Below are 19,058 nucleotides of genomic sequence, written 5' to 3' on the forward strand. Positions count from 1 at the left end.
GAAGCAATCAGAAGAGAAACAGATTCAGCAGTGACGCATTTGGCACTGCAAGATGGCTGACTTTAAACGGAGTTTATTGTCGACACGGCCAAAACTGAAGCGCGTGAAGTGACCAAGGTCATCAGCGTGTAACTAGGATAATAAAAAGGAAAGACAGGATGAAACGATTAGGCGTAGCACTGCTAAGTTTGAGCATGGTTTTTGGCGTTCATGCCGAAACATGGAAGTTCGCTTCAGAAGAGGACAAAACAGACGTTCAAGACATCTATGCGCAAAAGTTTGCGGAAGTGATTAAGAAGGAATCTGATGGCGACATCCGTGTTCGCATCTATTACTACGGTCAACTGGGTACAGAAAACGACATCGTAGAACTGGCTGCTAAAGGCACGATTCAATTTGTGTCTGTAGGCGCGGGTCACTTAGGGTCCTATGTTCCTGAAGTACAAGCGGTGAGCTTGCCGTATGTACTGGGTACTAACGAAGCGATCACACATAAGGTGTTAACGGAAAGCCCAACCATCTACAACAAGCTGGCTCCTAAGTTTGAGAGCGTAAACCTCAAGCTGTTGTCGATGATGTCTGAAGGCGAAATGGTGTGGGGCGGTAACAAGCCTATCCGTACACCTGAAGATTTTGCAAACCAGAAGATCCGTACTTTCACCTCAACCATCCCTGTTGAAACCTACAAAGCGTTTGGTGCAACACCTACCCCTCTTTCTTGGGGTGAAGTGTACGGTTCACTGCAACTTAAGACCATCGATAGCATGGTTAACCCTATCTACTTCATCTACAACGCCAAGTGGCATGAGGTTCAAGATTACCTAATGTTCCCGGGTCAGCAACCTTATGTGAGCACCGTTTCGACCAACAGCAAGTGGTACAACGGCTTGTCGGAAGAGAAGCAAGCGATGGTCGACAAAGCTATCACTGCAGCAGACCAAGCGGCGTATGACTACCAAATCCGCATCAACAAAGAGAACATGGACAAGATCTTGAAAGAGCGTCCAAACATGCAAGTGGTTGTGTTAACCGAGGAAGAGCGTGAACGCTTCAAGGTCCTCAGTCAAAAGCTGCACACGACTTACTATGACGTGGTAGCAAATGCTTATCCTTCTGGTGAGCAAAGTGAAGCACGTGAGGGTGCGAAAACCATTCTCGAAGAAATCCTAGATGAAGTGAAGGCTGCTTCAGCGACGCAATAGAAAGCGTTGTTAGGATGAATGCTATCCGTTGTTTATTGGCAGCGGGTAGCTTATCCCCACCTTCTCCAAATTGTGGCAATGGACCCCTGTCACTGAACGAAGTATGGAGCACTGCCTGTTATGAAAGAACTGCTACATAAAATAAGCGTCGCGACAGAAAAGCTAGAACGCTTTTTAATCATGACCGCCATTCTCGCGATGATGATCAATTCCACGGCGAATGCGATTGGTCGCTATGCCTTTAACAAAAGCCTGTTTTTCTCAGAAGAACTCAATCAGTTTTTAATCGTCTCAGTCACCTTTATTGGCTTCGCTTATGCGGTGCGCCAAGGTCGAAATATTCGCATGACCGCGGTCTACGATTCATTGAGTACAAAAGCTCAAAAAATTCTCACAACCATCATTGCGCTGCTAACCGCTATGTTGATGTTTTTCCTCACCTACCATGCGTTCTTCTACGTCAAAGAGCTCAAAGATATCAATCGATTAAGTCCAGCCCTGCAGTTCCCGGTTTATTGGGTATACGCGATCATTCCGATTGGTTTTTTCATTGCCGGGTTGCAATACAGCATGAGTTTCTTGATGAACTTACTGCACAAAGAGATCTACGTGTCATTTGACGTGATTGAAAATAGAAACACAAAAGTAGGTGAGTTCGAATGAGCGATGTAGCACAGTTTTTCTCAGACATTATTGCCGGTGAATTAGATATCTATGTCATCACATTTACTCTTGTTTCTGTGATGGTGATTCTGCTGTTTTTGAGCTTCCCAATGATTGTGCCGCTAGCGGTTGGGGCTCTAATTGGCTTGATTCATTTCTCTCAGGTTGAGCCGGGAGTGCTGATCCAGCAAATGGTCACGGGCATCTCACCCAACGCATTGATTGCGGTTCCTATGTTTATATTGGCGGCCGATATCATGACGCGCGGCCACACAGCCTATAACCTACTTGGCCTGATTCAAGCGTTTGTTGGACATCTGCGTGGTGGCTTGCCGATTACGACGTGTATCAGTTGTACCTTGTTTGGTTCTGTTTCCGGTTCGACCCAAGCGACCGTGGTGTCGGTTGGCCAAATCATGCGTCCGAAGTTGCTGCAAGCAGGCTACAAAGACAGCTTTGTGATGGCGTTGATCATTAATGCCAGCGACATCGCGTTTCTTATCCCACCGAGTATCGGTTTGATTCTTTACGGCACCTTAGCTAACGCCAGTGTGGGTGAATTATTCATTGCCGGTATTGGCCCTGGTTTAGTGCTCGCGAGCCTGTTCTCGTTATACAGCTATGCCTACAGCGTAAAACACAGTGACACGATCACTTTGGTTGAAAAAGCCAACACCGCAGAACGCATTGAAGCAATTAAGAAAGCGATTCTTCCTCTTGGTTTCCCTGCTTTAATTATCGGCGGTATCTATTCGGGCATTGTCACGCCAACCGAAGCGGCCTCATTCGCGGTGTTGTATGCGATCATCGTTGAGTGCATTTTCTATCGCAAACTTGGCGTAAAAGACATCTGTGATGCAGCGCTGAATACCGGTTTGATTACTGCAGTTGTCTTTGTGCTGGTGGGTGTTGGTCAGGCGTTCTCTTGGTACATCTCGTTTGAACAAATTCCTCAAGAGTTGTTGGCTCCCCTCAATCTAGAAGACGCTTCGCCTGAATTCATCCTGTTTGTTATCGCACTGACTTTCTTTGTCGGCTGCATGTTCGTGGATTCATTGGTGGTTCTGCTTATCTTGACGCCGATTTTCATGCCGATTGTGGATGCCGCAGGTATCGATCCGATCTTGGTCGGCGTGATGGTAACGCTACAAATGGCGATTGGGTCGGCCACGCCGCCATTCGGTTGTGACATCTTTACCGCGATAGCGATTTTCGAGCGTCCTTATATGGAGGTGATCCGCGGAACCCTGCCGTTTTTCCTCATCTTGATATTGATGTCTGCGTTACTGATTTTCTTCCCAAGTATCGCTCTGTTACCAAGAGACATTTTATTCAATTAATCCGTCGAGTTACCCTTATTCAGTCAAGGATAGAGATATGAGTATATTGCCGTTAACACCTCCCCAGAGAGGGTTTGAATCAGCAGAACTAGAGCAACGTACTGTCGAGTTACAACAACGTCTACGTGCTCAAAACATCGATGCTGCATTTTTTACTACCGAACCTGAGTTTCGCTATTTCAGTGGTTTTAAATCGCAGTTCTGGGAAAGCCCAACTCGACCTTGGTTTTTGGTGGTACCTGCGGTCGGCAAGCCTATAGCTGTTGTGCCAGAGATTGGTGTCGCTGGTTTCGACGATACATGGATTGACGATGTGCGCAGTTGGCCGTCACCAAGGCCAGAAGATGACGGCATCTCTTTGTTAGCTTCTACTTTATCTGAAGTCTCCAAGGGTTCTCGCAGAATCGGTTCGATGATTGGCCCGGAAACACATCTGCGTATGCCAGCCAATAACTATGCATTGTTACAGCAGAAGCTGAGCCAACACAGTGTAGTTGATGTGTCACTGATGGTTCGCGATCTACGCAGTGTTAAGTCTCAAGCGGAGATCGATAAAGTACGCTTCGCTTGCCAAGTCACGGCGGCGGGCTTTGAGTATCTTCGTCATCATCTCGCGATAGGGATGACAGAACGACAGGCGTGTAAAGCCATGCATTTGGAGATGCTGCGTTTAGGTGCCGATGCGTGTCCTTACTTGATCTCCGCATCAGGCCAAGGTGGCTATGACAACATCATCATGGGGCCAACGGATCGTGTGCTCTCTGAAGGAGATGTATTGATCATCGACACGGGGGCTAACTTTGATGGCTACTTCAGCGACTTTGACCGCAATTATGCGTTTGGACATGCGCAACCAGATACCATAGCGGCTTATGACGCCGTTTATCAATCGACAGAAGCTGGGCTCGCGATTGCAGAGCCGGGACGAACAACCGGAGACGTGTGGCAAGCCATGTGGTCGGTGCTCGAAAAGAACGGTGCACTCGGCAACGATGTGGGTCGCATGGGGCATGGTCTGGGTATGCAGCTAACCGAGTGGCCATCACATGTGCCAAATGGGGATGTGATCTTAAAACCCGGTATGGTGTTAACGCTTGAGCCGGGTATGGCATTTGCGAAGAACCGCATGATGGTGCACGAGGAAAACATCGTTATCACAGAGTCTGGCTGCGAGATGCTTCATCAAAGAGCATGGCAATCTATGCCGATTATTACTCAATAATTGGGTACTCGTTGCTTTCTAGTCACATCCCCCACTCAAATAAAGGTCGCGAATAAATTTGCGGCCTTTTTCAAATCAACTTCATTCTCAAAATGAGAAAAACGTAAGATTAAACTCTAACGTACTGTTAAATAATAAATTAATTTCCGGCATCATCTTTGCTCCATATCTCTTTACACGTTTAAGGCTAGTGAAGAGGGAACATAATGAGAAATTGGAATTCAGTCATACTGCCTAGTTGCTTGATGCCATGTGTTGCGTTGGCGTTGACCACTGCGGACTTAACGTTTGAGTCTGGAGCTGATGCGTCCAACTATTCGGCAAAAGGTAAACCCAATAATACTTACTCGATCGAGGAGTCACTTCCTCAAGATGTTTTAACTAACGTCTATTCGATGTTGCCAGAAGGCACTACCGTGAACAGTGCCTTTATTGCACCGGAGCGTTATTCTAGTATTGATATTGACGATGAGCTCAATGGCGCAGAATACGCAACCGCCAAAATTACATTCCTCAACGAAGGGGCTGGTTATCGCAACACTCTTGGTTACTTCGTTTTTGATACCAATAACCCTCCAACGACCAAAGACGATATCAATGCGCACGTAATTGTGTTCCCCAATACATCAGTCGCTAGTGTTGGTGAGATGGAAGAGGGGGATACCATAGATCTCAGTGTTCAACTCACTGCTGGCCAAACACTGGCCTTTTTTATCATTTCGAATGGTTGGGGTTGGGAGGGGTCTTACAACAACATCCCGTGGCTTGGTGGTTGGGGAGTTCCCTTCTACAGCTATCCTTCGATTAACCCAGAGGCAACCGCTGAAAATAGAAGACACAATGTCGCTTTCCTTGATACAGAAAATGAATTCTTGGTACTGGGCTTTGAGGATATTTATCGACCAACTGGGGACAACGACTTTAATGATCTGATTTTCACGGTCGAAGTGACGCCATTTACCGCCGTTGATGGGGTTAATGAAGATGGTACGACAGATTCCAAATATGAAGTGCTTGTTCAAGAGAATAATGATGACGTGACAGTAACGTCGGTTTATCCAAGTTCGAACAGCTATGCAACGATCGCATTTGAAGATAACTGGCCCTTAAAAGGGGATTACGACTTTAATGATGTGGTGTGGCGTTACAAAGTGACAGAACAACTCAACGGACAACGAGCGCTAGAAAACCTGACGATAGACTATACACTCCAAGCAATGGGAGCAGGCTATTCTAATGGCTATGCCGTTAAGCTACCGAACGTCCTGCCTGCCAATGTGGCATCTACAACCCTGACTCGAAATGGTGTGGCGGTTGCTCATACTATTCTCAAGGAAGGGGACAGTGAGACAATTCTGATGGTATCTGAGGATCTAAGGGCCGACCTCGATAACCTAGGAGAACTTTCAGAAAGTTGCGTTTTCTATCGAACCCAAAGTGCGTGTTCTGACCAGCAAAATGCTGATGTTCTCAACTATCAGTTGTATGTGGAGTTTACGACTCCTGTGTCTCGTGATGACATCGGTTATCCGCCTTATGATTCATTCATTTTTGCCGCTGACGGAATTTATCACGGTGACTTTGTTGGAACGCCACCGGGCATGACTTGGCAAACACACCTTAAAGCATTTTCTGGTACCAGTGACATGAACAACACCTTGTTCAACAGCCACGATGATAGCTCTTCAGGTTCTGAGTCCTTCAAAACCAGCAACAACATGCCATGGGTAATTAATATTCGTGATGAGTGGGATCACCCAGTGGAGTTGGTTGATATCAGTGAAGCTTACACATCATTTCCAACCTGGGTAACCAGTAACGGCGAAACTGACAGAGAATGGTACAAAGCATCGACCACCAATAAAGTTATTTCAGCGACGGATGAATAGGAGAGAACCATGAATAATACGAGTAAATTAATCGCTATGACATCTCTCTCGTTGTTGGTTAGCGCCTGTGGCGGTGGAGGAGGAGGTGGCAACTCAAGTGCATCACCAGCGCAGACGCCAGCAGTTACGCCAACGCCGGTTCAATCACCCGCAGCGCCCTCTCAACCTGTTGCGGCTGCGGCAATCAACACCTCGGATATTGTAGCCCCTGTCGGCTTCTCGTTTGATATCGGTGAGAAAATCAGTTTGTCGATGGATTACACCGGTGTGACGCCCGGTGCCTTGCACTTGTACTCTGAATCAGCATTCGTCATGAGTAATGGCGATGTGGTGGCTGAACCTACTTCCAGAATTACCACGGTTTACCCAACTCATACCGATGTCGTGGAGTTGGAGGTCAATGGTAATTGGGAGCAAATCTATGCCCGTTGGGTTCCGATGAGCAGTCAAGTACAAGAACAGAGTTGGGTGATTAAACTGGACCAAGCGAGCAACAGTTATCACCTAGCGTTTTAGATGTTTTGGGTCAGTTAATCATTGCCTATTGATGGTCCGCTTAGAGCTAGTGCATCCGAATAAATGAGGGTGCCCTAGTTCTTTTTATTCTACTTCTCCTATCCATTCTCATTTTTGTTATTTGGTCCTCAATTCCTACCCTAAAAGCCTGTTGTACATCACTCACCCCGAATTACTTTGTGGGGTAGGTGTGGTTGAATTTCGTGCTTATTGAGCAAAAACATTTGACCAATAACTATCACACCTCAAATCTTTAATTGATTTCATTAGTGCCCTAAATGATATTTAACTGATTGTTTTAAAATGATTTGTTGTGCTTTGAATGCTGTGTTGTTACGAATTTGTTTTAAATAATCATTTGAACCCTAACTACTTTTCTGGCATTTTATAATTAATTGAACGTTCAATGAAAAATAAAAGGACTAAGAAATGCCCAAGGTAGGGATGCCTGATATACGTAAACCACAACTCGTCCAAGCTACGATGACCGTGATTGATCGAGTGGGTTTACATGCTGCGAGTATTGCTCTGATCAGCAAAGAGGCGGGTGTGTCGACAGGGATCATTAATCACTATTTTGGTGGGAAACATGGCCTGCTTGAAGAGACCATGCGAGAAATACTGCGTCAACTTTCGAATACCGTAACAACAGAATTAAAAGCGCTCCCTGCTGATGCTCACCTGCAAAGGATCAACGCTATCATCAACGGTAATTTTGAAGGCTATCAAGCGGAAAATAAAGTGTCGAAAACATGGCTCGCATTCTGGTCTTATTCGATGCATGACGCTCAACTCAAGCGTCTTCAACGCGTGAATGAAAAGCGTTTAATTTCTCACTTACTTATTGAATTGAAATCGATTTTTCAACCTGATCAAGCGGAATTGATCGCACACGGCATTGCATCATTAATTGATGGGATCTGGCTGAGAGGGACGCTCAACCCTGAAGGCATTAACGCCGATAAAGCTCGTGCAATCATCAATGACTACTTAGACAAGCAGCTTACGTTTTACTCGTGTCAGCGTGACTAATGATTCATCAAAAATTCTAGTGAGTGAGCTCAAAAGGCTCGCTCTCAACAACGATATGCATTCACAAATACATAGACCGATAGAGTCTAACAACAATAATTAAGTCAGAAGATCAAATGGAAATGAACTCGTTATACATCGATGGTAAAGCGGTTGACGCTACCTCAGGCGAAACTTTCGTCAGCATTAACCCTGCAAACGGCGAACCTATCGCAACGCTTGGCCAAGCTTCTTCAGCTGACGTTGAAAATGCGATTGAATCGGCGAAGCGCGGATTTGCGGTATGGTCAGCAATGACAGCCGTAGAACGCAGTCGTATTCTTTTAAAGGCGGTAGAGATACTTAGAGCTCGAAATAATGACCTTGCGAACCTTGAGGTTGTCGATACGGGCAAGCCGTTACAAGAAGCGATCGAAGTCGATGTGGCTTCTGGCGCTGACGTTATTGAATATTTCGCAGGGCTAGCACCTACGTTGCAAGGCGATCAACAACCTCTTAGTGACACCCAATTTTTCTACACACGCCGCGAACCGCTGGGCATCTGTGCGGGCATTGGCGCGTGGAATTACCCTATCCAAATCGCGATGTGGAAATCGGCTCCAGCACTCGCTGCGGGTAACGCGATGATTTTCAAGCCTTCAGAAGAAACGCCGCTAACCGCGCTCAAACTTGCTGAGATCTTCACAGAAGCTGGCCTTCCTGATGGCGTATTCAACGTAGTTCAAGGTGATTACCGAGTGGGCCAAATGCTAACAGCTCATCCTGACATCGCTAAAGTGTCGTTCACGGGTGAAACCGGTACGGGCAAAGCAGTAATGTCAGACAGTGCAAAAACACTCAAGTCTGTAACGATGGAGCTCGGTGGTAAATCACCCATGATCATCTTTGATGACGCGAAATTGGACGATGCGGTGTCGGCTTCCATGGTTGCTAACTTCTACACCCAAGGCGAAGTGTGCACTAACGGTACTCGTGTTTACGTTCATGAAAATATCTACAACGATTTTATCGACCAACTTAAAACACGCACTGAAAAGCTCATCATTGGTAACCCAATGGACATGGAGACTCAGATCGGTGCGTTGATCTCTAAAGAACACCTATCAAAAGTCCTTGAAGCGATTGAGCTGGCTAAACAGTCGGGTGCAACCCTGCTGACTGGCGGTTATCAAGTGACGGACAACGGATTAGCAAACGGCAACTTTGTTATTCCTACGGTATTCACAGATTGCCATGACGACATGCCTCACGTTCAACAAGAGATCTTCGGCCCTGTAATGTCAGTGTTGAAGTTTACGGACGAAGACGACGTGATTCGTCGTGCTAACGATACCAAATACGGCCTTGCGGCTGGTGTGTTCACGCAAAACCTTTCTCGCGCTCACCGTGTTATTCATCAAATGCAGGCGGGTATTTGTTGGGTTAATACATGGGGAGACTCACCAGCAGAAATGCCTGTTGGTGGCTACAAACTTTCAGGAGTTGGCCGTGAAAACGGACCAGAGACTCTACTTCACTATACGCAGACTAAGAGCATTCTTATTGAACTTGGCGACTACGCCAGCCCTTATGCCTAACGCGTAACACTCAATTTTATGGGCTAGCTTAACATAGCTAGCTCCACTGACTCATCTCAGGGAAATCAAAACATGGAACAACGCTACGATTATATTATCGTCGGCGCGGGTTCGGCCGGCTGTGTGTTAGCGGATAGGCTAACGGAAAGCGGTGAACATAGCGTTTTATTACTGGAAGCGGGTGGAACGGATAAGAGCATTTTTATCCAAATGCCGACTGCGCTTTCTTACCCGATGAATACTGAAAAGTACGCTTGGCAATTTGAGACTCAACAAGAACCGGGCCTTGATGGACGTGAACTGCATTGCCCACGTGGCAAGGTGTTAGGTGGCAGCTCATCGATCAACGGCATGGTTTACGTTCGTGGCCACGCTTGTGACTTCGACCAATGGGAAGAAGAGGGCGCTGCTGGTTGGAATTACCAAGCTTGCTTGCCTTACTTCCGCCGTGCTGAATCATGGAATAAAGGTGGTGACGAATATCGTGGCGACAACGGCCCAGTCGGCACTTGTAACGGTAACGATATGGAGCTCAACCGACTTTACCAAGCATTCATTGATGCAGGTAAAGATGCCGGTTACCCAGAAACGCAAGATTATAACGGCTACCAGCAAGAAGGCTTCGGCACCATGCACATGACGGTAGACAAAGGTGTTAGAGCCTCAACCTCTAACGCTTATCTACGTCGTGCATTGAAGCGTTCAAACCTCACCTTGAAAAAAGGCATCGTGGCACGTCGTTTCTTACTTGAGACACAAGACTCAACAGGCCAATCAGGCTTGAAAGCCGTTGGTGTCGAGTTTGAAAAGTCAGGTAATACCCAAGTGGCTGTGGCGAACAAAGAAGTGATCTCTTCTGCTGGTTCTATTGGCTCGGTTCAACTGCTGCAACTGTCTGGTATCGGCCCGAAAGCGGTACTTGAGAAGGCGGGTGTTGAGCTTAAACACGAGCTGAGTGGTGTCGGTGAAAACCTACAAGACCACTTAGAAGTGTACTTCCAATACCACTGTAACGAACCCATCACGCTCAACAGCAAGCTTGGTTTAGTTAGCAAGGGCATGATTGGCGCAGAGTGGATTCTGACTCGTAAGGGCTTAGGTGCTACTAACCACTTTGAATCGTGTGCGTTTATTCGTTCTCGCAAAGGATTGAAGTGGCCAAATATCCAATATCACTTCCTGCCAGCAGCGATGCGTTACGACGGACAAGCGGCCTTTGATGGTCACGGCTTCCAAGTTCACGTTGGGCCTAACAAACCAGAAAGTCGCGGTACGGTTGCGATCACTTCGGCTGACCCACATGCCAAGCCAGAGATCATTTTCAATTACATCTCGACTGAGCAAGACCGCCAAGATTGGCGTGATTGCATTCGCTTAACCCGTGAGATTTTGTCGCAACCTGCGATGGATGTTTACCGTGGCGAAGAGATTCAGCCAGGTCTGAGCGTAACTTCTGATGAAGCGATCGATGAATGGGTTAAGCAGAACGTTGAAAGTGCTTATCACCCTTCTTGTGGCTGCAAAATGGGCGCTGATGATGACCCAATGGCGGTACTTGATGAAGAGTGTCGTGTTCGCGGCATTGATAATCTGCGCGTTGTCGACTCGTCTGTTTTCCCTGTTATTCCAAACGGCAACCTTAACGCACCTACCATCATGGTAGCTGAGCGTGCCTCGGATCTGATTCTGGGCAAGCCCGTTCTAAAAGAGCAAAACGTTCCGGTATGGATAGCACCGGAATGGGAAGAGACACAAAGAATCAATAAGCCAGTACGAGAAGCGTAAGCCTCTGTTATTGGTTAAAAAATAGCAAAAGCAGCAAAGAATAAAAACAACAAGTAACAAGCAAAAAATAACAAAACTAATTAGTCAAAAGTCAGAAGAACTGCTCTCTATCAGTGTTGATATCGAGCAGAAAAAGGAAAGATAAAAAGGAACCATTATGATGACTCTAAATATTCAGAAAGTGACAACAAAAACGTTAACAGCACTAGCCATCAGTTCATTTGCATTTGGTGCTAACGCTTCTATCGAACCACAACAATGTGAAAACGTACGCTTCGCTGATGTTGGTTGGACAGACATTACCGCGACAACGGCTGTCACTTCAGAGCTACTGAAAGGTCTAGGCTACAAAACCAAAACCGACCTACTTTCAGTTCCGGTCACTTACTCTTCAATGGCCAATGGCGACATTGATGTCTTCCTAGGTAACTGGATGCCAACAATGGAAGGCGATATCGCGAAGTATCGCGAAGCAGGAACGGTTGACACTGTGCGTGCCAACCTTGAAGGCGCAAAATACACGCTTGCTGTGCCTAAATACGTGTATGACGCAGGTGTAAAAACCTTCGCTGACCTTGCAAAAAATGCCGACAAATTTAAAGACCGCATCTACGGTATTGAGCCGGGCAACGATGGCAACCGTCTAATCCAGTCAATGATCGACTCAGACGCTTTTGGCTTGAAAGATTTCAGCTTAGTTGAATCAAGTGAAGCGGGCATGGTATCGCAAGTATCTCGCGCTGCTCGTCGTAGCCAGTGGATCGTTTATCTAGGCTGGGCACCGCACCCAATGAACAGCAACGTTGAGATGGAATACCTATCAGGTGGTGACGACTTCTTCGGCCCGAACTACGGCGGAGCAAATGTTTACACCAATGTTCGTTCAAACTACGTGTCTGAGTGTGCAAACGTCGGTCAACTTCTGCAAAACCTAGAGTTCACTCTAGAGATGGAAAACCAGTTGATGGAAGAGATTCTTAACCAAAAAGTGAAGCCAGAAAAAGCGGCGCAACAGTGGTTAAACGCTAACCCACAACAAGTTGAAGCTTGGTTAGACAACGTAAAAACGCATAAAGGTGAATCAGCGACGCAAGCGGTTACTGAATACCTAAAACAAGTTAAAGCTTAGTTTTACCTAGCTATCGATCTATTTATCAAAGCTCTATAAATAAAAAAGGTGGGCTTACCAATTGTTCGATTGGTTTGAAGTAGCCCACCCATAATAAAAGGCAATATTGTGAATTTTATTACGGAAAACAAAATCCCTGTTGGTCAATGGATGGAAGCGGGTGTTGATTGGTTAACGATCAATGCAGCAGGATTCTTTGACGCTATTTCGATTTTTTTAGAAACTATCATTATGTTTTTAGTCGATGTATTTAAGTGGATGCCACCGGCTTTACCAATCGTTATTACTGCGGCGATTGCATGGTACTTACACCGTAAACCCTCGCTTGTGATTTTCGTGGTTGCAGCCTTGCTGACCATTTTAAACCTCGGCTACTGGCAAGAAATGCTGGAAACCTTTGTCCTCGTGTTTGCAGCGACAACGATTTCCGTATTAATTGGCGTTCCAGTTGGCATTATGGCCGCGCATCGCCCTTGGTTATATACGGTGCTTAGACCCATCCTTGATTTAATGCAGACGGTTCCGACGTTTGTGTATCTGATTCCTACGTTGGTTTTATTCGGCTTGGGCATCGTTCCGGGCTTAATCTCGACCATCATCTTCGCCATTGCCGCGCCAATTCGTTTGACTTATTTAGGCGTCACCAAAGTGCCTGAAGAGTTGATTGAAGCGGGTAAAGCGTTTGGTGCGAGCCGCATGAAATTGCTGATGAAGGTGGAATTACCGGCCGCTTTACCAAGCATTATGGCGGGCGTAACCCAATGTATTATGTTGTCGCTTTCGATGGTGGTTATCGCCGCTCTTGTCGGTGCTGACGGACTTGGTAAACCTGTTGTTCGTGCATTGAACACAGTGAACATCTCACAAGGTTTCGAAGCCGGACTGGCGATCGTATTAGTCGCTATCATTCTTGATCGTTTGTGCAAAACACCAAACCAGAAGGAAGCTTAATCATGTCTATCTCTCAGGAACAAAAGACTATGGATGCGATTACCATTAAAAACCTCGATGTTGTGTTTGGTGATAAGCCGAAGCAAGCGCTTGAACTGCTCGACCAAGGTAAAACTCGCCAAGAGATCATTGATGAGACTGGCCAAGTCGTTGGCGTAGACAATGTGTCGCTGACGGTTGAAGAAGGCGAGATTTGTGTGCTGATGGGTTTATCGGGTTCAGGTAAATCTTCTTTGCTTCGTGCAGTAAACGGTTTGAATGAGATCAGCCGTGGTTCATTGGCAATCAAAGATGGCGATAAGCTGGTTGATTTAGGTGAACAGTGTGATGAAGCAACCTTACGTCACCTTCGTACTCACCGCGTTTCTATGGTGTTCCAAAAATTTGCCCTAATGCCTTGGTTAAACGTGTTAGATAACGTGGCGTTTGGTCTTGAAATGCAAGGTGTCGCTAAAGATGTTCGTCGTGCTAAAGCGCGTGAACAACTAGAAATGGTGGGTTTGGCAGAGTGGGAAAACAAGTATCCGCATGAGCTTTCTGGCGGTATGCAGCAACGTGTTGGCCTAGCGCGTGCATTTGCGATGGATACCGACATTCTTCTTATGGATGAACCGTTTTCAGCGCTTGATCCGTTGATTCGTGCGCAGTTGCAAGATGAGCTAATCCTATTACAAAACAAGCTTAACAAAACGATTCTGTTCGTGAGCCATGATTTAGATGAAGCTCTTAAGATTGGCAATAACATTGCGATTATGGAGTCAGGAAAACTGATTCAACACGGTAAGCCTGAAGAGATCGTACTCACGCCAAAAACAGAATACGTGAAAGATTTTGTCGCACACACTAACCCGTTGAACGTACTCAAAGGTCGTTCGTTGATGCAGCCTCTGGATTCTTTGAAACAAGAAGATGAAAGCTGGAAGATCTGCGATGCTAAAGACCTATGGATTGAGCAGAATGAAGGTACTTTATCTGTAAAAGGTGAATCGACGTTGGCACTTGTTGAGTGGAACGAATCTGACGATTTAACGGCAATCAGCGCGTCGAGTGTTGTAGTGGCAAGTCCAGAGATCGGTATGCGCGATGCGATTAAACTGAAACAGCTAAGTAATCACCCGATTTTGCTGGTGGAAGACAATAAACTGGTCGGTATTTTGGATAACAGTGAATTTTATAATGCGCTTACTGGTAACTTTCAGATGAATACCGCTGCGTAAAATTTCGTTTTTTAGCTTAACTATTGGGGCTGGTTTTTTATTGGGTGGAGAGAGTTAAGTCTCTCTACCTCTATGATTATTAAAATATATTATTCTTTGAGTTTGTATTCTCTGACTCATTATTTTCGCCTTCATTGAAGCTTCGATTCCCCCTTCATTAGGCAAAAGTGCCGTACCACGCAAGTTTAGTAGTATAGAAAAGATTGAGAATAGTATTAACATCAGTACAATGCGGAAAAATCAATGAAGTAAATTATCAATTTACAGTGTAATTCGAGCGAACCTAAGCTGTTCAGTTTGGAAAATCTCATCGCCACGGCACTGTAAAGTCACTCACAGTATATTAGTACAAAGGTCTGCATCTTGGATAAACATGACGAAATCTTGGTCGCTATTCGCCAAATTATTCGCGCTATCGATTTACACTCGAAAAAGCTGAGTAAAGAGTATGGTTTGACGGGCCCTCAATTGATTTTAATGCGCGCGATCCAAGAGATGGGTAATGTGACGATCAAAGAATTGTCTAATCAAACTAATGTGAGTCAAGCGACGACAACGACGATCATCGATCGTCTAGAGCTTAATGGTTATGTGCAACGTATCCGTAGTGTTGCTGATCGACGTAAAGTTCATGCGAATTTGACGGAGAAAGGCCAAGAACTACTTAACAATGCGCCACCACCGCTACAAGATAACTTCGTTAAAAAATTCCAAAACCTAGAAGCGTGGGAGCAAAGCCTGCTGCTTTCTTCGATGCAACGAGTGTCTGCAATGATGAACGCAGAAGACATCGACGCTGCCCCAGTTCTACAGCTTGAAGGCATTGCCAACGTCGCTAAGAGCTAGTTAGCTGGCTGATTTAATTGTTTTAAAACAATGTATTAGAATATTATTTAATGGTCGCTTTGAGCGGCCATTTTTGATCTTGCTGTCCCCATTCTTTCGTTTATATCAATCCAAACCGTCTTCTACTTATCCCTTTCTATTTTAAATTCTTAAGCTTTCCCATTTCTAATGTGTCCGATATCTACTCGCTTGTTTTACAAAAGCATTGACGATTCTCTGACAAAATAAAACTAGACCGACCGGTTTGTTATGTATTATTGTGTGCCTCTCTTAACCACGAGGTGATGTATGAAACATGAATTGACGGCTACACAAATGACAGCGACGTTGAAGAGTATGCAGGAAGCTTTTGCAGATGATCCGATGCCCACTGTGCCGGTGAGAATAGAACAGTTGCTTGCGCTGAAATCTGCTCTGATCGATTACACAGACCGTTTGTGTGCCGCGGTAAGTGAGGACTATGGTCACCGCAGCCGACAAGATACTTTGATGGCCGACATACTTCCTTGTTTGGGAAATATCGATCACACCATCGAGTGTTTGCCGCATTGGTCGACATCTTCAATTCGCCACTCCGGTCCTTTGCTTTCCACTTCTCGCGTTGAAGTGGTTTATCAGCCTAAAGGTGTTGTGGGGATCATTGCCCCATGGAATTTCCCTATCATGTTATCCGTCGGCCCGCTCATTTCAGCCTTGGCCGCAGGCAATCGCGCCATGATCAAGATGAGTGAATTTACGCCAGCAACCAATGACGTTTTAAGACAGTTATTGGATGAAGTTTTCAATGCCGATGAGGTGTGCTTGGTTGAAGGTGAGGTTGAAATTGCTGCGGCGTTTTCCGCGTTGCCGTTTGATCATCTTCTGTTTACGGGTTCAACCCAAGTGGGTCGTCAAGTGATGAAGTCAGCGGCTGACACGCTAACTCCCGTGACTCTTGAGCTTGGTGGCAAGTCGCCAGTTATCGTGGCAGAAGACATGCCGATCGATATTGCGGTAGAGCGAATCATTTATGGAAAGAGCCTCAATAATGGCCAAGTGTGCGTCGCGCCAGACTACGTATTGTTGCCTGAAGATAAACTCGACGCATTTATTGAGGAATATAAAAAACAATATCAACTGCTGTTTGATGAAGGGGTCTATTCCGAGAATTTGACGTCCCTAATCAACCCTCGCCAATGCGACCGCATAGTGGGTTTGTTGAATGAAGAACAACAAGTGGGAACTCGAATCGTGGCCTGCCATGACGACGCGATGGACCTAGATTGCCAACGATTGGTGACGCATCTGGTTGTTGAACCAAGCCTGTCATCTAAGGTGATGAACGAAGAGATTTTCGGACCGCTATTACCGCTGATTACGTATCGCAATATTGAAGAGGCGTTCCAAATCACCAATAGCAAACCAAGGCCTTTGGCGCTGTATCTGATGAGCTTTGATTTGAGTTTACAGTCTCAAGTTAAGCACCAAGTTCATTCCGGTGGAATGTGTATCAATGACTGTGTTTTCCATTTAGCAGTTGATGACGCGCCGTTTGGTGGCATTGGTGAATCAGGGCAGGGTAATTATCACGGTAAAGAAGGTTTTCTCACTTTCTCCCATGCCAAAACAGTCTTGGAAACGGGCTTAGATCATCGGGTTAAGCATCTATTTGCAAAAGAAGACAACGAATTAAAAACAGCAGTGATGAGCATGCTTGGTAAGTAAATCATTTCTGTCATTACGCTATTCATTATTAAGAAGTTATTTTTAGAGGTTATTTTATGTTGGAACGCTTTTTTGAACGAACCATGAAATCGTATTTGATGATTACTGGATTCCTAACTGCCACTGCTTTTTCCACCTTCTTGGCACCGGATTGGAGTATGCAGACCCTGTTTTCTTACAACGATACGATGATGGAAAATAAAGAGTATCTATTGGGTACTTATCAGCACTGGGGTGTGATGGTTGGTTGTATTGGTGTGTTGTTGATGTTCTCGGCCAAGTACAAATCGCTGCGTACTTCGACCATGATTTACAGCGCATTTGAGAAGTCGATGTTTGTTGGCATCTTCTTATACAACGTCTGTATCAACGATTATGAGTGGTTCTATGGTTGGAGTGGCGTGTTTGCGCTCGATGGATTTGTGACCGTCTACTCTTTGGTTTATCTCTACTACTATCTCAATCGAGACAAAACAAAGGTACCCGCTCACTTGCGTTAACCTCTGTCGTTCAGCACGTTGAATCTAATATTCCTAAGCCCGCATTTGCGGGCTTTTTTCGTTTTAGGCAAATGATCCTCAATGATCTTAATTGACATATCTTTGACATTAACACTCTAGACCGACCGGTTTGTATTGGTTGTTGTTTAGTCATCAAACATAAACGAGGTAAACACCATGACTACCAATAACTTTAACTTTCAACTGAAAACCATTGTTCATGCTCAAGAGAACGGCATCGAAAATATCCCTTCTTTATTTGCTCGCTTAGGCGCGAAAAGAGTCGTGCTTTTTTCTGACAAAGGTTTGGAGTCTTTGGGCTTTGTTGAGCAATTCTCAGCGTTGTTTGTAAATCAGACGGCGAATCAAGAAACAAACCAACAAGCGACTCAGCTCGTTGGTGTGTACACAGATATTGCCCCAGACGCGACTTGCGACAACATCAACGCTGCGATTGAGTTTGCCAATAGCCTAAATGCCGACGCTATTTTGTCTGTCGGTGGCGGCAGTGTGATTGATGCTTCTAAAGGCGTGAAATATGCACTTCATAAGCAGATTGATGATATCCGTACTGTGATTGCTGGCGGTGGCTTTATGGAAGTTTGGCCAAACAATGAAGACATTCGAGTGCCTCATATTGCCGTACCAACAACGGCTGGCACGGGCGCTGAAGCTTCTCCGATTGCGGTTTTTTACAACGAGCATGAAAACATCAAGGCAAGCTTAGTGGCGTCTGGTTTAGAGGCTGACATTGCAATTCTTGATCCGACCGTCACCACCAAGCTGCCTGCTCATCTGACTCGCTCAACCGCGATGGATGCACTAACGCACGCCGTTGAGGCCATTGTGTCTCCAATGAGTAATGCCTTTACCGATGCTTATGGCATTCAGGCTGCAAAATTGATTGTAGAAAACTTACCCGTGGCACTTAGAGAGCCAGAAAACCTAACGGCACGTGGCAATCTTCTTCAGGCAAGCACGATAGCGATATCTGCATTTTATTCATCGCTAGGTGGCATTCCTATCCATAACTGCGCCCATGCTTTTGGTGCGATTAGTCATATCCCACATGGCGACGCTAACACGGTACTGATGCCGGTTGTGATTGAAGCGCTGCCCGAATTCTATATGCCGAACGCAATTAAATTGGCTCAAGCATTCTCGCTAGATAGCACTGGAACGGACGAGATGATTTACCAACGAGTGTTGGATTTCTTACACAGCTTCCAAACCCAAGTTGGTGCGATGAAGCGCTTCAGTAGCTGGGAATTCGATGACCAAGAGAAGCGCAATATTGCTCAAGCGATTGAGAAAGACATCTGCTTTCAGTTCTACCCAATATCAAAACAAATGATTGAACAGATTATAGAAAAAGCGATTTAGTCGTCTTATTAAGCATTCAAAAACTCACTGTAAATCGAGGACAAATTATGAAGATCGAAAACGTATTGCTATCGAGCTTGTGCATCATCGCGCCATTCCTAC

The 19,058-nt window shown here is 45.6% G+C and carries 16 protein-coding genes; all 16 read left to right on the top strand.

The genetic code is table 11. The features are described from left to right. The first annotated feature begins 158 nt into the window (after positions 1-158). Complete coding sequence (gene dctP, locus BCT49_RS13460) at positions 159-1,202, top strand: TRAP transporter substrate-binding protein DctP (protein WP_017105430.1); 1,044 nt, start codon at positions 159-161, stop codon at positions 1,200-1,202. A gap of 120 nt (positions 1,203-1,322) precedes the next feature. Beyond that, entirely contained in the window at positions 1,323-1,865 is a 543-nt protein-coding gene (locus BCT49_RS13465) for a TRAP transporter small permease (protein WP_102435835.1), read from the top strand. Beyond that, positions 1,862-3,205: a TRAP transporter large permease gene (locus BCT49_RS13470; protein ID WP_017111212.1), complete on the top strand. Its 1,344-nt coding sequence runs from the start codon at positions 1,862-1,864 to the stop codon at positions 3,203-3,205. Before BCT49_RS13465 ends, BCT49_RS13470 begins: the two co-directional genes overlap by 4 nt. Before the next feature lie 37 nt (positions 3,206-3,242). After that, a complete protein-coding gene (locus BCT49_RS13475; RefSeq protein ID WP_102435837.1) occupies positions 3,243-4,427 on the top strand; it encodes a M24 family metallopeptidase in 1,185 nt (394 codons plus the stop codon). 206 nt (positions 4,428-4,633) lie between these two features. After that, positions 4,634-6,316: an LruC domain-containing protein gene (locus BCT49_RS13480; RefSeq protein ID WP_102435839.1), complete on the top strand. Its 1,683-nt coding sequence runs from the start codon at positions 4,634-4,636 to the stop codon at positions 6,314-6,316. Between the two features lie 9 nt (positions 6,317-6,325). Beyond that, on the top strand, positions 6,326-6,832 hold the full coding sequence (locus tag BCT49_RS13485; RefSeq protein ID WP_102435841.1) for a hypothetical protein: 507 nt from the start codon (positions 6,326-6,328) through the stop codon (positions 6,830-6,832). A gap of 429 nt (positions 6,833-7,261) precedes the next feature. Continuing rightward, positions 7,262-7,864: a transcriptional regulator BetI gene (gene betI / locus BCT49_RS13490; RefSeq protein ID WP_102435843.1), complete on the top strand. Its 603-nt coding sequence runs from the start codon at positions 7,262-7,264 to the stop codon at positions 7,862-7,864. Between the two features lie 116 nt (positions 7,865-7,980). Then, positions 7,981-9,441: a betaine-aldehyde dehydrogenase gene (gene betB, locus BCT49_RS13495; protein WP_076670977.1), complete on the top strand. Its 1,461-nt coding sequence runs from the start codon at positions 7,981-7,983 to the stop codon at positions 9,439-9,441. A gap of 72 nt (positions 9,442-9,513) precedes the next feature. Next, complete coding sequence (gene betA, locus BCT49_RS13500; protein ID WP_102435845.1) at positions 9,514-11,226, top strand: choline dehydrogenase; 1,713 nt, start codon at positions 9,514-9,516, stop codon at positions 11,224-11,226. A 157-nt stretch (positions 11,227-11,383) separates the two neighbouring features. Further along, positions 11,384-12,355, top strand: coding sequence for a choline ABC transporter substrate-binding protein (locus tag BCT49_RS13505; RefSeq protein ID WP_102435847.1), 972 nt, complete (start codon positions 11,384-11,386; stop codon positions 12,353-12,355). Between the two features lie 108 nt (positions 12,356-12,463). Then, complete coding sequence (gene choW, locus BCT49_RS13510) at positions 12,464-13,306, top strand: choline ABC transporter permease subunit (protein WP_102383921.1); 843 nt, start codon at positions 12,464-12,466, stop codon at positions 13,304-13,306. Between the two features lie 2 nt (positions 13,307-13,308). Then, positions 13,309-14,523: a choline ABC transporter ATP-binding protein gene (gene choV / locus BCT49_RS13515; RefSeq protein ID WP_102435849.1), complete on the top strand. Its 1,215-nt coding sequence runs from the start codon at positions 13,309-13,311 to the stop codon at positions 14,521-14,523. 363 nt (positions 14,524-14,886) lie between these two features. Beyond that, complete coding sequence (locus tag BCT49_RS13520; RefSeq protein ID WP_017111207.1) at positions 14,887-15,369, top strand: MarR family winged helix-turn-helix transcriptional regulator; 483 nt, start codon at positions 14,887-14,889, stop codon at positions 15,367-15,369. Between the two features lie 288 nt (positions 15,370-15,657). After that, positions 15,658-17,073 carry a coniferyl aldehyde dehydrogenase gene (locus BCT49_RS13525; protein WP_102435852.1) on the top strand — a complete coding sequence of 472 codons (1,416 nt, stop codon included), beginning with the start codon at positions 15,658-15,660 and terminating at the stop codon, positions 17,071-17,073. Between the two features lie 56 nt (positions 17,074-17,129). Next, complete coding sequence (locus tag BCT49_RS13530; RefSeq protein ID WP_048660463.1) at positions 17,130-17,573, top strand: hypothetical protein; 444 nt, start codon at positions 17,130-17,132, stop codon at positions 17,571-17,573. Between the two features lie 177 nt (positions 17,574-17,750). Continuing rightward, the gene (locus tag BCT49_RS13535; RefSeq protein ID WP_102435854.1) at positions 17,751-18,956 is read left to right on the top strand and encodes an iron-containing alcohol dehydrogenase; all 1,206 of its coding nucleotides are present in this window, start codon (positions 17,751-17,753) and stop codon (positions 18,954-18,956) included. The last annotated feature ends 102 nt before the right edge of the window (positions 18,957-19,058 follow it).

It is taken from the genome of Vibrio lentus, from assembly GCF_002875945.1.
Taxonomy (GTDB): Bacteria; Pseudomonadota; Gammaproteobacteria; order Enterobacterales; family Vibrionaceae; genus Vibrio; species Vibrio apostichopi.

What these genes read in the sequence shown, in the direction of transcription:
- dctP (WP_017105430.1), top strand. Translation starts at nt 159, where the DNA reads ATGAAACGATTAGGCGTAGCACTGCTAAGTTTGAGCATGGTTTTTGGC.
- BCT49_RS13465 (WP_102435835.1), top strand. Translation starts at nt 1,323, where the DNA reads ATGAAAGAACTGCTACATAAAATAAGCGTCGCGACAGAAAAGCTAGAA.
- BCT49_RS13470 (WP_017111212.1), top strand. Translation starts at nt 1,862, where the DNA reads ATGAGCGATGTAGCACAGTTTTTCTCAGACATTATTGCCGGTGAATTA.
- BCT49_RS13475 (WP_102435837.1), top strand. Translation starts at nt 3,243, where the DNA reads ATGAGTATATTGCCGTTAACACCTCCCCAGAGAGGGTTTGAATCAGCA.
- BCT49_RS13480 (WP_102435839.1), top strand. Translation starts at nt 4,634, where the DNA reads ATGAGAAATTGGAATTCAGTCATACTGCCTAGTTGCTTGATGCCATGT.
- BCT49_RS13485 (WP_102435841.1), top strand. Translation starts at nt 6,326, where the DNA reads ATGAATAATACGAGTAAATTAATCGCTATGACATCTCTCTCGTTGTTG.
- betI (WP_102435843.1), top strand. Translation starts at nt 7,262, where the DNA reads ATGCCCAAGGTAGGGATGCCTGATATACGTAAACCACAACTCGTCCAA.
- betB (WP_076670977.1), top strand. Translation starts at nt 7,981, where the DNA reads ATGGAAATGAACTCGTTATACATCGATGGTAAAGCGGTTGACGCTACC.
- betA (WP_102435845.1), top strand. Translation starts at nt 9,514, where the DNA reads ATGGAACAACGCTACGATTATATTATCGTCGGCGCGGGTTCGGCCGGC.
- BCT49_RS13505 (WP_102435847.1), top strand. Translation starts at nt 11,384, where the DNA reads ATGATGACTCTAAATATTCAGAAAGTGACAACAAAAACGTTAACAGCA.
- choV (WP_102435849.1), top strand. Translation starts at nt 13,309, where the DNA reads ATGTCTATCTCTCAGGAACAAAAGACTATGGATGCGATTACCATTAAA.
- BCT49_RS13525 (WP_102435852.1), top strand. Translation starts at nt 15,658, where the DNA reads ATGAAACATGAATTGACGGCTACACAAATGACAGCGACGTTGAAGAGT.
- BCT49_RS13530 (WP_048660463.1), top strand. Translation starts at nt 17,130, where the DNA reads ATGTTGGAACGCTTTTTTGAACGAACCATGAAATCGTATTTGATGATT.
- BCT49_RS13535 (WP_102435854.1), top strand. Translation starts at nt 17,751, where the DNA reads ATGACTACCAATAACTTTAACTTTCAACTGAAAACCATTGTTCATGCT.